The following is a 15620-nucleotide window of genomic DNA, read 5'->3' as shown; positions in this document are numbered from 1 at the left end:
ATGACTAAAAAAAATGTAAATAAACCAAACTGGCTCAGTCTAATAAATATCGACAGTGTTTATAGCTCAGACAAACAGCGCAAAGCGTTTTCTTTATTTACCATGATTGGGATATCAATTGTGGTGATTGCAGTATTAGTGTTTTTGAATTATAAGCTTTACTCACCGATACTCACTGTTTCATTAATTATCGTTAACATTACAAATATAAGCTGTTCTATCTACTTTATAAGAACGGGTAATCTTCAAGTAGTGGCATTAATAAGTATGAGCATTGTGTGCATGATGTTTGTTGCACTTGTTTATACCGGTGGTAAAGATAACACCGCGCTATATTGGCTTATGTTTTATCCTGTAGTGACGTTTGCATCTTTAGGGGTCAGATTAGGTGCTTGGTTAGGTTTTACTTTACTGTTTTCTTGTATTGTTATTTTATACGGCCCTGACTTTGGTCAAGTTACTTATGGCAATGTAGAAAAAACACGATTTATAGCGTCCTTTTCTATGGTGTTTTTATTCTCATTTATTGGTGAGTATTTTAGGCATAAAAGCCATATGGCAATTGCCGATATTACGCTAGAGCAAAAACAACATGCGTACACAGATCCCCTTACTGGCATGGCAAACAGACGTTTTATTACCTCTCATTTTTTAAAGCTTGCACAAACACGCCCAGATCAGTACTTACCTTTTTCAATTTTGTTAATAGATTTAGATAACTTCAAATCTTTAAACGATACGCATGGTCACGATTTTGGTGATACGGTATTGATTGAATTTACCAAGCTTTTGGAATCTCAGTTTTTGGCAACGTCCCTAAAGGCGCGTTATGGTGGCGAAGAATTTGTTGTTATCTTGCCACAAATGCTCATCGCTCAAGCAACAGTATTAGCTAATAAATTTCGTGAAGCTGTTGCAGGGCATGTTATGTTGACTGATGATAAACAACGCATTTCAATCACTTGTAGTATTGGTATTTCCCAAGTAAATAAAGTAACTGATTATGATGATTCGTTAAAACAAGCTGATGAAGCTCTTTATAGTGCAAAGGCTGCTGGTCGTAATAGTGTCGTTTCAAGCCCAATTTCTAGCTGAAGGATTAATATGTCTCAAAGTAAATTAATTTATGTTCATGACCCAATGTGTAGCTGGTGTTGGGGTTACTCACCAACATGGCTTAAGCTAAAATCAGAGCTTGCTGGTAAAGTAGCAATTGAATATAAAGTGGGTGGATTAGCACCTGATAGCCAAGACCCAATGCCGCAAAATATGAAAGAGATGCTTGAGGGTACTTGGCATAAAATTTCAGCGCAGTTAGGTACGCAATTTAATTATGACTTTTGGCGTAATTGCCAGCCAAGGCGTTCAACGTATCCCGCCTGTAGAGCTGCACTTATAGCACGTAAAGCGGATAAAGAAGCCGACATGGTTGCTGCTATTCAACATGCTTATTACCTAAACGCGCAGAACCCGTCAGATGAAAGTACATTAATTAGTTTGGCTGAAAAGATTGGCTTAGATAAAAATGAGTTTACCGCGCAGCTAACGTCAAGCGAGCTTAATGAGGAACTCAAAGCAGAGTTATCATTTGTTCGTACATTACCTATTCAAGGTTTTCCCTCACTCTTGCTAATAAAAGATAATAAAGCATACCCAATTGAAATAAATTACACCGATTGGCACTATTCCCTTAATCAAATTAATTCAATTTTAAAATAACCCAGCCTGTTTATAGGGCATTTGGTTAACAAATGCTCTTATCATCTTAAAAATCCCCTCGTAAGTCTTAATTATTACCACTGTCATAAAAGCGACTTTTTTGCGCAACATCCTTGTCATGTTTCATCTATAAACTCCTGCTCATTGAAATTCTAAAGTCATAAATTATTTATAGAACTTAATTTATTGCTTTAAAAAACAAACTAGCAAATCCGCTAACTAACGAGTAAAGGTGTATGCGATGAAAGGCGTTAAACCATTAATCTTAGCTGGTATTGTGGCCGCAAGTGCAGCAGTACACGCAAATGATTTAGATAAGGTTATTGATAAAAGCAGTGAAATTAATAAATCAGCTGCGCAATCACAAACAAAAATAGACAAGATTGCAGATTCAATGCAAGGACGTTTACAGCAATTTAAAACCCTCAATAAAGAAATTGATGGTTTAGCTGTTTACAACGCTCAGCTAACTAAACAGTTAAATAATCAAGTAGAAGAGATGGAATCTTTAAACCTGTCTATGGATCAGGTTTCTATTATTGAACGTCAAATTACGCCGCTAATGCTTAGAATGATTGAAGGCCTTGAGCAGTTTGTATCTTTAGATATTCCATTTTTAGCTGATGAGCGCACTAAGCGCGTTACGTCTTTAAATGAAATGATGAATCGTGCAGATATCAACTCAAGCGAAAAATTTCGCCGTGTGCTTGAAGCCTACCAAGTTGAAGTTGACTACGGACGTACTATCGAAGCTTATACCGCACTTTTAAATGTGGATGATAAAGAGCGTGAAGTCGACTTTTTACGCATTGGCCGTTTAGAGCTTATTTATTTAACACGTGATGGTAAAAAAGCCGGTAGTTGGAATGCAGATACAAAATCATTCGAAGCATTACCAGATTCTACAATAAGCCAAATAAATAAAGGCTTACGTATTGCGCGTAAGCAACTAGCCCCAGATATGTTAACTCTGCCAGTACATGCAGCAGAATAAGAGGTTGAAAATGAAATTGTTTACTCAAATGACAAAAATAGCTCTTTTTGCTGCAAGCCTAAGCATTACTGGCGCAAGTGTAGCGGCAGAGCCAATGAACCTAGATTCATTACTTAAAACGCTCGAAAATGGTAAATCAGCACAAAGCGAGCAAAACAAGCAACGTGAACAAGAGTTTGCTGCTCGTCAAAACGAACAAGTACAAATGCTTAAAAATACCCAAGCTAAGCGTAATCAAATGCTGGTGGAATCTGAGCGTTTAGAAACACAGTTTGAAGAAAACGAAGTAAAACTAGCTAACCTAACAGACACGCTTTCTAAACGTATGGGCTCGCTAAAAGAGTTATTTGGTGTGTTACAGCAAGTAGCGGGTGATTCTAGTAATAAATTTGCGACATCGATTGTGTCGGCTCAAATAGACGGCCGCAGTACGTTTATGGATGAACTTGCTCAAAAAATGGGTTCAACGTCAAAACTTGCTTCAATAGAAGATATTGAAAAAGTATGGTTTGAACTACAACGTGAAATGACCGAGCAAGGCAAGGTAAGCCGCTTTAACGCAAGCGTTATTGTTGAAGGTGGCACTAAAGCACAGCAAGAAGTGGTTCGAGTGGGTGCATTCAACCTTATATCAAACGGCAAATACTTAGAATTTAATCCATCGACTAATTCTTTGAGTGAGTTAACACGCCAACCTGTATCGCGCTTTACAGCAACAGCAGAAGAGCTACAAAACACTAAAAGCGGTGTAGTGCAATTTGCACTTGACCCAACAGGCGGCTCAATACTTGGTTTATTAGTTCAAGCACCTGATACACAAGAGCGTGTTCATCAAGGTGGGACTGTTGGTTATGTAATTTTAGGCGTGGGTGTTATTGCACTTCTTATATCACTTGAGCGTTTTTTCTCATTATTGATTATGGGCGGTAAAATTCGTCGTCAACTTAAAGATAGTGTTGCACGTGATGACAATCCGCTTGGACGTGTGATGAAAGTAAAAGATCAATTCCCAAGTGTTTCACACGACACACTTGAGCTTAAACTAAGTGAAGCTATTTTACGTGAAATGCCAAAAGTGACGCGTAATTTAACACTTATTAAAATCATCTCTGTTGTTGCACCGCTGTTAGGTTTATTAGGTACGGTAACCGGCATGATCAATACATTTCAAGCAATCACCTTATTTGGTACTGGGGATCCTAAGCTTATGGCTGGCGGTATTTCTCAAGCACTAGTAACAACGGTACTCGGCTTAGTGGTCGCAATACCAACGGTATTTTTATACACCTTACTTAATACGCGCGCTAAAAATATTTTGTTAACTATTCAAGAGCAGAGCGCCGGTATTATCGCAGAGCGTAGCGAGAAGGGAGCATAAACCATGGTGCTATTGATTGATTCAATCAATGCTATCCGTGATTTTCTCGACACTGGTGGCCAGGTTCTCTTGGTCATCGGGGTGTTAATCTTCGCGATGTGGTTATTGATACTCGAGCGATTTATTTACTTTTTCAACGGTTTTAGAAGCTATAAACAGGGTGTGAAAACCGATTGGATTAACCGTGCAGAACGTAATAGTTGGAACGCAGAGCAAATACGCGAAGCGATGATATCGCGAGCAGGTATGCGCTTAAACACCAATCTTTCTTTGATTAATGTGATGGTTGCCTTGTGCCCACTACTTGGTTTGTTAGGCACTGTAACGGGCATGATAGAAGTGTTTGATGTAATGGCAATTACCGGCACAGGGAGTGCCCGTTCAATGGCATCAGGGGTATCTAAAGCAACTATCCCGACAATGGCAGGCATGGTAGGTGCGTTATCTGGGGTATTTGCCTCAACGTATTTACAACGAAAAGCTAAGCGCGAAGTAGAACTACTACAAGACAGCATGGTTTTAGACCATTAAGCAAAATTTTGATAAGCGGCTTCTATAAAGCCGCTTATCCTAGGAGAATAAAAATGAGAGCACCGTTAGGAAACCTATTTCAAGAAGACGAAGCTGAAGAAATAAACATGACTCCAATGCTAGACGTTGTATTTATTATGCTTATTTTCTTTATTGTCACTGCCTCTTTTGTTAAAGAAGCGGGTATTGATGTAAATCGCCCAGAAGCCGCAACAGCGGTTAAAAAAGAGCGTGCAAATATTTTAGTGGCTATTTCTGATACAGGCGAGATTTGGATTAATAAACGCCAAATTGATGTACGTGCAGTACAAGCGAATATCGAGCGTTTAAAAGCAGAAAATCCACAAGGTAGCGTTGTTATTCAAGCGGATAAAAAAGCGACTACCGAAATGTTAATAAAGGTGATGGATGCCTCGCGCGCGGCAGGCGCATTTGATGTATCAATTGCCGCACAAGATGCGTCGTAAGGGCTAGTTATGTTGCGATATTTAGTTGCATTAGTGATAGCCAGTGTAGTGACCTTTATGTTGTTTTTAGGCATGCAGGCACTTATTACTGGCGGTGAAGGGGCTATGACGGATCCGGTAAAGGGTAATGTACTTGATTTTGTTCGTTTGAAAAAAGAAGAAACCGTACAAAAAAAAGAGCGTAAACCTCAAAAACCACCAACACCAAAAGAGCCGCCACCGCCTATGGAGTCGCCGCAAATGCAAAGTAACGATGCGACAGCAAATGCTAATAACTTTGATTTTGCTGCCAATGTAGATGCAGATGTAAATTTAGCCGGAGGGTTAGCACTTGAAACAAGTGACGGTGAATATTTACCGATAGTAAAAGTGGCCCCTGTTTATCCGCGCCGTGCGTTATCTCGTGGCATAGAAGGCTACGTTATTGTTGAATTCATAGTAACTAAACAAGGCACTGTACGCGACCCGCAAGTGATTAAAGCAGAGCCTGAGTCACTCTTTGACAGAGCGGCCATGGATGCAGCACTTAAATTTAAATATAAACCACGTGTAGTAAGCGGTGAAGCCGTTGAAGTAGCGGGTGTTCAGAACAAAATATCTTTCCAAATTAGCGGTTAATTTAGTAATTAACCACGAGTAAACGGACAGAAATGCGAGGCGATTATGAAACCATTTATTAAATCAGTTATGAAATTAAACCCAACAACTAAAATTTTGAAAGTTACACTATTTTGTACTGCTGCAGTAAGTACAAGCATTGTAACTCCAAGTGCTCTAAATATGTTACCTGGCGTTAATTTGGCAAGTGTATATGCAGAGCCAGAACAAAAAACTAAACGTGTGCCAGCGCTTCGCGAAAAGGTTTACAGCCAGCTTGCTCGTGCACAAAAACTGGCTGACGATGGCGATGTTAAAGCAGGCCTTGAAGCGCTTGATTCTATACAAGAGCGAGCTTCAAGCATGAACTCATATGAAGTTGCGATGATGCATAACTTTTATGGCTTTATTTATTACAACGAAAACGATTTACCAAAAGCGATAGCTTCGTTTGAAAAGGTGGTCGCAGAGGAAGCCATTCCGGAGTCGCTACGTTTAAGTACTACTTTTAGTTTGGCGCAACTGGCTATGGCTAATAGTGATTACACTAAAGTTATCGCATTTTTAGATGACTGGGACACTATTAACACTAAGCCTAAAACAGAAGCTTATTACTTGTTAAGAGCCCAAACTTATTATCAGTTAAAAGATTATGAGAAAGGGCTTGAGTATATATCTCAGGTTATTGCACTGAGCGATAATGAAGGCAAAGCGCCTAAAGAGAATTGGTTAGTGCTACAACGTGCCATGTACTACTCACTTAATAAAACAGCTAAAGTAGTTGCTGTACTGGAGCGCATGGTAAAGCTTTATAACAAGCCTGAGTATTGGGTACAGTTATCGGGTATGTATGGCGAAACAGGACAAGAAAAGCAACAACTTGCCGTAATAGAAGCCGCTTATCAGCAAGGATTTTTAACCTCTAAATCTGATTTACGCCAATTAGCACAAGTGTATTTATATAACGGCTTAGCGTTTAAAGCTGCAGACGTTATGAGCGATGCGATTGAAAAAGGGATTGCAGAGCAAAATGCTAAAAATTATGCCTTTGTAGCAGAGGCGATGATCCAAGCAAAAGAAGACGAAAAATCAATAAAATACTTTGTAAAAGCTGCCGATTTATCACCCAGTGGTAAGTATGACCAACGCCTAGCTGAAGTGTATGTTAACACCGAGCAATACGAGGAAGCGGCCGATGCAGCGCGTAAAGCACTTAATAAAGGTTCACTTGATTTTGAATCAAATGCATTTGTTGCACTGGGTATGGCGCAGTACAATTTACAAAATTTTGATGCCTCTATTTTAGCGTTCGAACAAGCCGAAAAACATAAAAAATCACAGCGTTTAGCGCAGCAATGGATTAAATATGTAAAGCGCGAAAAAGTGCATGCCGAAACACTTAGAACAGCCTTGCTGTAAATTTTACTAATTCCTGCCACGTATAAGTAGGAATTATAAAGCCATTTCATAATCGCAATACCAAACCGCCTCATGGCGGTTTTTTTGTTGTTTTTAAAAGTAACTAATTGATTTTATGAAAGTTAACATTGTCATCTTACGGTTATTAAACTGTAACTACTTTGTCATATCACTACAGTATCTTAGCTGCATTCGATAACTCAAGTCACCTTAATGCATGAGTATCGTGCTTTAAAGCGACTTAAGTTTTTACTTAATACGCTAACAAAATAATTAAATACTTTAACGGAGTGAACAATGAAATTATCTGATTTATTCAAGGTCAGCCTAGTAGCAACTGCAATGACTCTAGCTGGCTGTGGCGGCGATATCGAAATTACACCTACTGTAAACGATAACAGCTCTACAACAGATAACAGTGTTAATAATTCAAATAATACAGCGGGTTCAACGGCTGATGAAGACGCTGAATGTGCAAGCTATGAATCAGATGCAGGTATGGTTACGGGTGTCGTTAGCGGAATTGACTGTTTATATAACGACTCATTTGCTAGCAAAACAATTTCTATTACAAATAACATTACGTTTAAAGAATTGCCAGGCGGCGGTGTTCACGTTTTTGATGATGCCCTACAAATTGGCGAAGACGGCAGCACGGTTGATGGTTTTGAAATTCCAGCGAATGGTCCAACGATGACCGTTGAGCCGGGTGCGGTGTTAGCTTTTGGTTCAGGTGAAGCTATCTTACGCGTTGCACGCGGTGCAAAAATTCAAGCAGTAGGTACGCAAGATAAACCCGTTGTATTTACATCAGCGAATGCGTTTGACCGTTTTGATACCGCTGGCGAAGGTGCACGTTACGCTGACTGGGGCGGTATTATTATTAATGGTAACGGCATTACTGACCAATGTACCGATGCAGAGCGCGGTGGCGCAACATGTAACGTCGCTTCAGAAGGTATTACAAGTTACTTTGGTGGTAACAATAATGCAGATTCTAGTGGCAATATTAAATGGGCTAAAATTTGGTACGCGGGTTCGGGTCCACGCGTTGGTGGTGAAGGCGATGATTTAAACTCTTTAACACTTAATGCTGTAGGTTCTGGTTCTGAGTTTGATTATTTACATATTCACCAAGGTTTTGATGATGGTATCGAAATTTTTGGTGGTGCTACAACGCTTAAACATGTTGCAGTAACAGATACGCAAGATGATTCATTTGACTTTGATGCTGGTTGGCAGGGTAAAGCTCAATACCTATTTATCCAGCACGGTACTGTAACGTTAAACGACGGCACAGTTGTAAACATGGGTAACAATGGCTTTGAATCTGATGGCGTTAAAGGTGCATCTTCTGAGCAAGTTTCTCCTTCTAACCCAACTGTTGCAAACGTCACTGTAATTACGACTGATGGCAACTCTGTGCGCGATGATGACCCTTCACAAGCATACAAGTTTGATGATCAGTTCAATTCAAGTATTTACAACGCCGTTATTATTAAGAAAAACGCGACAAATACACAGTGTATTCAATTCTCTGGTGACGGCGAAAAGCAAGCTGACAAAATTTCATTTACAAGTTCTGTAATGGCGTGCTCTGCAAACTTTACTGATACAGATACCTTTGCAAGTGGACCATTAGAAGGTCAAACCAAAACAGCATGGTTCGAAAATAGCGGTGCTAATCAAATTCTAACGGATGACGTAGTGCTTCTTGCTGATAATGGTTTTGCAACTAACACAGCAGCTAGCGAAGTAACGGTTACGGCCACTGATTTAAGTGCAACAGATTCATTCTTTGAAAACGTTAACTACATTGGTGCAGTATCGGATCAGGATACAGATTCTAGCTGGTATAAATGGGTTCAAGCAGCTGTTACAGCAGCCAATGCTGACTAACTAAGTACTGCATTTATAACCTCTAATTAAAGGCGCCTTGTGGCTTGTATATTAAGCGTAAGGCGCCTCTTTTGTATAACCTGATTAGGATTTTCTCATGTCTAAAAAACATAGACTCAATCAAATTACTTGGGCAATTGGCTTAGGCTTAGCTGCACAGTCTACAAGCCTTATTGCCGCCCAATCGGATGAACAGTTTACTAATTCACAAGAAATAGAAGAAGTTGTTGCTGTAGGTACGCGCTTACAAGGCAGCGCAGCCGCTGTTGTTGAAGAGCGTAAAAACCAAGCGTTTGTTGCCGATATTTTAGGTTCTGAACAATTAGCGCGTACTGGTGATAGTGATGCTGCATCTGCACTTAGGCGAGTAACAGGCTTGACGTTAGTAGATGGTAAGTTTATTTACGTACGCGGTTTAGGCGAGCGTTATTCAAGTGCTCGATTAAATGGGGCTTATATTCCAAGCCCTGATTTAACACGTAATGTAATCCCACTAGATATATTTCCTGCCAGTATTATTGAGAGTATGGCTGTTCAAAAAGCGTATTCGCCAGATATGCCCGCTGCGTTTGGTGGCGGTAATATTGATATAAGAACTAAAACAGCGCCAAGTGAATTTACAGCAGGATTTGAAGTAGGCGTAGGATACGATACAGCATCAGGCGATGGATTTACGTATAATCGTAATGAAGAGGGCATTCCAGAGGCTTTAAACAATGCGATATCACAATACCGTGGTAACTTTGGTATTGGCAATATAGTAAGTCGTGAAGGTTTTGTTGATGGTGAGCAAACCCGCGCTGAGCAAGCAACAGCGATTAACAATACATTGTTAAAGTCACTGCCACGTGGGTATGAGCTAAAAGATGAGTCGTTAGACCCTCGTTATAATGTTAAAGCGCATTATGGCGATAGCTTTGAAGAGTCTTACTTTGGCGGGAAATTTGGCTTTTTACTGGCTGGTGCATATAAAAATGAGTGGGATTTTGAAGAGCGTTTTAGCTCTGTAATCACTCAAGATCTTAAAAACCAGGATGGTTCAATTGATTGTACAACATCGCTTGCCACCGCAGATGATGTATCTAACTCGTGCTACAACACAGTCAAAAATTCACAGGTAACCACTGAGACGCAAAGTTATAACGGATCGCTTAGCCTTTCTTATAGGCTTGGTACACATAGTATTTCAGCTCAACAGCTTTATATTATCGATAATGAAGACGAATCAGAAATTGCTATTTCGCAAAGCCCTGCAGGTAGCTCTACGTTTAGTATTGCAGGCGATGGCGTTGCAAATCGTAACCATGCGTTTAATTACGAAGAGCGCCAGTTAAATATTACTCAATTTATTGGTCAACATACCTTTTTAGATTACATGGGAATAGGCGCTGATTGGCAATACACTGAAGCTAAAGCAACGACAGATATTCCTACCAGTGCGGATTTTGAATTTCGTGATAGTTATAATAACGATGGCAGCTATGCCGGTTCTACTATAACCGGCGATGATAACCGCGTAATTATGTCGTACACAAATATGCAAGAGCGCGTTAAGTCCTACGGCGGTAACTTTACATTACCACTGTCTTTTGACGCGATGGAAGTTGAGTTTAAGTTTGGTTACGATTTTTCTGATAGGGCGCGACTATTTAATACCTCAAGTTTTGCTATTAATAACAGTGGTGGCTCGGGTATTTCAATTAATGATGGAAGTGCTGATCCACTTAATAACAGTGGCTTTTTAACTGACGACTTCATTAATAATAACGCCATTTTAGTTGATTTTAATGAGCCTACAGCGCCTGATGCCGACGATTACATTGCCGCTCAAAAAGTTGATGCCGGTTATGCGTCATTTGATGTTTTTTACGATCAATGGATAAGAGTCAGTGGTGGTATTCGTTATGAAGAATTTAAGCAAACATCCATTGGTACATCGAGCCTTATTTTTGATCAGCAAGATTTAAATACTTTTTACGATCCTGAAAGAATTGAAGCGGGTTCTATTGTCACAGATGATTGGTATCCTGCATTGTCAGTTACTTACGTAGGCAGTGACGATTATCAAATTCGTTTAGGTTATGGCGAAACGGTTGTTCGACCTGACTTTCGTGAAGTTGTACCGGTAACTTATTATGACCCGTTAACTGATATCAGAACATTTGGCCGTACAGGTATAAAAAGTAGTCCCATTAAAAACTATGACTTACGTTATGAGTATTACGGGCAAGCGGGTAATTCATTTAGTGTAGCTGCCTTTTATAAAGACATAACAGCGCCTATCGAAACTGTACTAAATATTGGTGATGAAGATTACTCTGCGTCATTTATTAATGGTGAAACTGCCGAGGTTTACGGTATTGAGGCTGAATGGCTTCAGGACCTAACGTTTGCTGCAGAAGGTTTATTTACCAGTGGTAACATTACAATAAGTGATTCTGAGGCGTCTATCGATCCTGCACTTGCTGGCACGTTAACCAATCCTAAAAAGCGTATGACAGGTCACTCTCAATACGTAGTTAACTTACAACTTAATTACGATTCACTTGATGGTATGCACAGTAGCTCACTTGTTTATAACGTATTTGGTGAGCGTATATTAGCAGCTGGTGTGGCTAATCGTGATGATGCCTACGAGCAGCCATTTCATTCACTTGATTTAGTTTATACTTTTTATCCTGACTTTAACTCTAAGGTTAAATTTAAAGTTAAAAACTTATTAGATGAAGACCAAGAAGTCACACAATCAGATATTATTGTTCGATCTAAAGAGCAGGGTGTTACCTTTGACTTAAGTTACAGCTACGAGTTTTAAGCGTTTACTTTAATGTAATACTTCCTCGTAAGAGGTGAATAAATCCACCGCTAACCCTGTATTTAATACAGGGTTTTTTTATGACTATGAAAAAAATTTGAGTTCTACTTTATTCACTAGTTTTAGGGTGCTGGTGGTGTTATTTTGACGTTAATGAAAATTAAATCTCACGCAATGAATTTAATTTTTAATGTATTAAGGCATCTTTTATGAATCAAACAGTGGAACAAACAATGAAAAAAGTAGGATTAGTCGGTTGGCGAGGCATGGTTGGCTCTGTGTTATTAGAACGTATGCAGCAGCAAAGTGATTTTGCACTTATCGACACCACCTTTTTCACCACCTCACAAGCGGGTCAACTAGGCCCAGATATAGCAGGCGACGCAAAACCATTACTAGATGCAAGTGACGTTAGCGAACTTGCTAAAATGGATATTATTGTTACTTGCCAAGGCGGTGATTACACCAATGCGGTTTACCCTAAGCTTCGAGAGTCGGGTTGGGATGGTTACTGGATTGATGCAGCTTCAGCACTGCGTATGAGTGAGGACAGCATAATAGTGCTTGATCCTGTAAACAAAGATGTAATTGAACAAGGCTTAGCGCAAGGCGTTAAAACATTTGTGGGCGGTAACTGTACAGTATCGCTAATGCTACTTGCATTAGGCGGTTTATTTGAGCAAGACCTAATTGAATGGGTAAGCCCAATGACTTACCAAGCAGCGTCGGGCGCCGGTGCACGAAATATGAAAGAGCTTATTGCACAAATGGGCGCTATTCATGCAAGTGTTGCAGATAAACTAGATAACCCAAGCTCTGCTATTTTAGAAATTGATAAAATAGTAAGCGAAACAATGGCGTCGAGTGATTTACCACAAGATCAATTTGGTGTGCCACTAGCGGGTAGCTTAATTCCGTGGATTGACGTGCCTATGGCAAGCGGCCAATCTAAAGAAGAATGGAAAGCGCAAGTAGAAGCCAATAAAATTTTAGGTTCTTCAAAGCAACCAGTACCTATTGACGGTTTATGTGTGCGTATTGGCGCTATGCGTTGCCATTCACAAGCGATGACCATTAAATTACGTGAAGATATAAGCGTAGAAAAAATTGAAGAAATTTTAGCGTCTCACAACGAGTGGGTTAAGGTTATTCCAAACGAGCGCGAAATTAGCTCAACAGACTTAACACCCGTTAAAGTAACAGGCACTTTAAGCATTCCTGTTGGGCGTATTCGTAAATTAGCGATGGGTCCAAAATACATTAGCGCATTTACAGTAGGCGATCAGCTTTTATGGGGAGCGGCAGAGCCACTTCGTCGTATGTTACGCATAATTGTTGATGGTGAGTAATACCAATTCGCAATAATACTTGATCAATTTGAGGGGTTAAATCTGACGCTAACTACGTTAAAAATTTCTGATATAGAACAACTAAATAATGAAATTTTTGCCTTGTTATCGACACGATTTTCTTCCCTCAAAATAGATCACTTAATTAAGCGAGTTGGTATAATATATAATCAGTATTAACAAAAAGGGTTGGCAAATTGCTAACCCTTTTTGGTTTTATGAGTAATGAAGACTTAAACAATACTTATTTATGAATGTTTACTGTTGTTTATTATTGAACTTAAGTAAACTGTTTACACTGTGCAACAGCCTGTTCAAGTAACATTAATGACTTCTCACATAAATAATTTTGCCAATAAGCGGTTAGCATTTGTTAGCTCTTATTTTATCTCTGCAATCGCTATAAATACGGTTGTTTCTTGTTTTCTTATTTTTAGCAGTATTAATCACAGTGCCTCTCAAGAAAAACTTTACTGGTTTTTTACGCTAACGCTTATTTCGTTACTTCGAATAGTTAGTCATGTATTTGTTAACAAAGCTCACCCTTTTAAATATCATCTGTATTTTATAGGTTTATTATTAACAGCTTTAACGTGGGCTGCTTTTCCTATTTTGTTTTATGAAAACATGGGAATACAAGAGAAATTTGTCTCTCTGGTTGTTTTTAGCTCCCTAGCTGGTGGCGGTGTTAATGTTTTAGCCTCTGATATTCGCTCATCACTGTCGTACATAACCTGCTTGTTGGTTCCATTTAGTATTTTATTACTTTTGCAGCCAATAGAAGATGAAAATGTATTGGGTGTTTTAGGACTCGTTTTATGGTTTATATTATGTTTTGTAACGGCTATACGCAGTGCAAAAGATGTAAAGTCATCTATTAATAATGAACTTAAGTTAGATCAATTCATTGAAAACTTAGAAAATGAAGTGCAAGTTCGTACTGAACAAATAATCCTTTTAGAGCAAAAAGACAATCTAACTAAATTGTTTAACAGGGGAAGTTTTGTTTCTAATGTTGAACTTGATTTAGCCAATCAAAGTGATGATATTAAAGCTGTTTTATTTTTAGATATGGATGATTTTAAAATCATCAACGATAAATATGGTCATGATTTTGGTGACTTTGTATTAGCCCAAACAGGTAAACGATTAGTTGAAACACAAACCCAAGGCGACTTTATTGCGTGTAGGTGGGGAGGGGATGAGTTTATTTTTTATTCTCGTAGTAACACCGAAGACGAGCTTTTTGACTGTGTTTTTAGATTAGTTAAAACTTTAACGAAAACAGTGAGTATGGATAGCTATCAAGTAAATCCCTCTTTTAAGGTTGGGCTGTATTTTACGCGCGAAAATTTTGTTCTTGAAGACGCGATTAAATATGCTGATGTGGCTATGTATGAAGGTAAGAAAAGCCGTAACGAAATATCGGTATTTGACGAGCGGATGCACGAATCGCTTAAAAGAGAAGAAGTACTTCGTAGCTCTATTAAAGAATGCGTAGATAAAGGTGACTTTCATCTGTGTTATCAACCTATTGTTGATATAACTACAAATGAAATAACAACGTTTGAAGTACTACTTCGTTGGCAATTTAATGATGAATTTATTCCGCCTTCAGAATTTATAGATATTGCTGAGCGATATGGAAAAATTAATATATTAGGTGAGTTTGTACTTGAGCAAGCTATTGCGAGCCTAAGTAAGTTAAATGCGGTAAATAGTAATATTGGACTGTCTATTAATGTGTCGGTGTTGCAACTAGAAAACCATAACTTTTTAGAATTTTTGGTTGGGCTTTTAAATAGATACGCAGTTAAACCATACAATGTCCATTTAGAAATAACAGAAACAGTGATGATTAAAAATTTACCGTATTTGTCAAAAGTGATTACGGCCATAAAAAATACCGGTGTACGTATTTCAATAGATGACTTTGGTACTGGTTTTTCTTCTATATCAGTTTTAAAAGAGCTATCAGTTGATTATATTAAAATAGATAAATCTTACATTGATAATATTTGTGAATGCTCAAAAGATAAAAGTATTGTATCTGCGGTAACTAACATGTCGCACATGATTGGTTGCCAAGTAATAGCGGAGGGCGTAGAAAACACAGCTCAGTTAACGTTATTACAAAGTTTACAAATTGATAAATACCAAGGCTTTATATTCAGTAAACCGGTTAGGTTTGATAAAGCATTAGCACTGATAAACTAAAGATACGTATCCACTATATATTCAATTAAGCATTGCTGCATAAATTAAGATTGTGCAGTAATGTTCTATTTGAAATACCAGATTTAAGCTAGTTTTAGATAAATTGTAAGCCATAACGGTAGTGTTTAGAAATCTGTGTCATTTCAGTATTATTAAGAAAACAGGAGTGACACATGACTCAATCTTTCGATTTCAACAAAGCATTAGCTGAACTTCAAGCTGGTAAAGGTCTTAC

Annotated in this window: 12 protein-coding genes; all 12 read left to right on the top strand. The window is 38.6% G+C overall.

The features are described 5' to 3' along the window. Positions 1-1095, top strand: coding sequence for a GGDEF domain-containing protein (locus I6F49_RS11700; protein ID WP_197180604.1), 1095 nt, complete (start codon positions 1-3; stop codon positions 1093-1095). 9 nt (positions 1096-1104) lie between these two features. Next, positions 1105-1719: a DsbA family protein gene (locus tag I6F49_RS11695; RefSeq protein ID WP_197180602.1), complete on the top strand. Its 615-nt coding sequence runs from the start codon at positions 1105-1107 to the stop codon at positions 1717-1719. Positions 1720-1960: 241 nt separating this feature from the next. After that, a complete protein-coding gene (locus tag I6F49_RS11690) occupies positions 1961-2713 on the top strand; it encodes a DUF3450 domain-containing protein (RefSeq protein ID WP_008169959.1) in 753 nt (250 codons plus the stop codon). 10 nt (positions 2714-2723) lie between these two features. Continuing rightward, positions 2724-4091, top strand: coding sequence for a MotA/TolQ/ExbB proton channel family protein (locus I6F49_RS11685; RefSeq protein ID WP_197180600.1), 1368 nt, complete (start codon positions 2724-2726; stop codon positions 4089-4091). 3 nt (positions 4092-4094) lie between these two features. After that, complete coding sequence (locus I6F49_RS11680) at positions 4095-4622, top strand: MotA/TolQ/ExbB proton channel family protein (protein ID WP_024593980.1); 528 nt, start codon at positions 4095-4097, stop codon at positions 4620-4622. Positions 4623-4675: 53 nt separating this feature from the next. Continuing rightward, positions 4676-5089, top strand: a complete 414-nt coding sequence (locus tag I6F49_RS11675) for an ExbD/TolR family protein (protein ID WP_004334764.1) — start codon at positions 4676-4678, stop codon at positions 5087-5089. 12 nt (positions 5090-5101) lie between these two features. Then, entirely contained in the window at positions 5102-5707 is a 606-nt protein-coding gene (locus I6F49_RS11670) for an energy transducer TonB (protein ID WP_197180674.1), read from the top strand. A gap of 69 nt (positions 5708-5776) precedes the next feature. Beyond that, positions 5777-7105 (top strand): tetratricopeptide repeat protein, encoded by a 1329-nt coding sequence (locus tag I6F49_RS11665; RefSeq protein ID WP_197180672.1) that lies wholly within the window; start codon positions 5777-5779, stop codon positions 7103-7105. Positions 7106-7402: 297 nt separating this feature from the next. Next, on the top strand, positions 7403-9004 hold the full coding sequence (locus tag I6F49_RS11660; RefSeq protein ID WP_197180598.1) for a hypothetical protein: 1602 nt from the start codon (positions 7403-7405) through the stop codon (positions 9002-9004). Positions 9005-9101: 97 nt separating this feature from the next. Beyond that, complete coding sequence (locus tag I6F49_RS11655) at positions 9102-11819, top strand: TonB-dependent receptor plug domain-containing protein (protein ID WP_197180596.1); 2718 nt, start codon at positions 9102-9104, stop codon at positions 11817-11819. A 209-nt stretch (positions 11820-12028) separates the two neighbouring features. After that, the gene (asd, locus tag I6F49_RS11650) at positions 12029-13168 is read left to right on the top strand and encodes an aspartate-semialdehyde dehydrogenase (protein ID WP_197180594.1); all 1140 of its coding nucleotides are present in this window, start codon (positions 12029-12031) and stop codon (positions 13166-13168) included. A 327-nt stretch (positions 13169-13495) separates the two neighbouring features. Then, positions 13496-15385: a putative bifunctional diguanylate cyclase/phosphodiesterase gene (locus I6F49_RS11645; protein ID WP_231615086.1), complete on the top strand. Its 1890-nt coding sequence runs from the start codon at positions 13496-13498 to the stop codon at positions 15383-15385. Positions 15386-15620: the final 235 nt, after the last annotated feature.

This window comes from Pseudoalteromonas sp. SWN166 (assembly GCF_015864485.1).
Lineage (GTDB): Bacteria > Pseudomonadota > Gammaproteobacteria > Enterobacterales > Alteromonadaceae > Pseudoalteromonas.
Note: the sequence above shows the minus strand (reverse complement) of the source record. Positions and strands in the feature narration are given on the sequence as shown.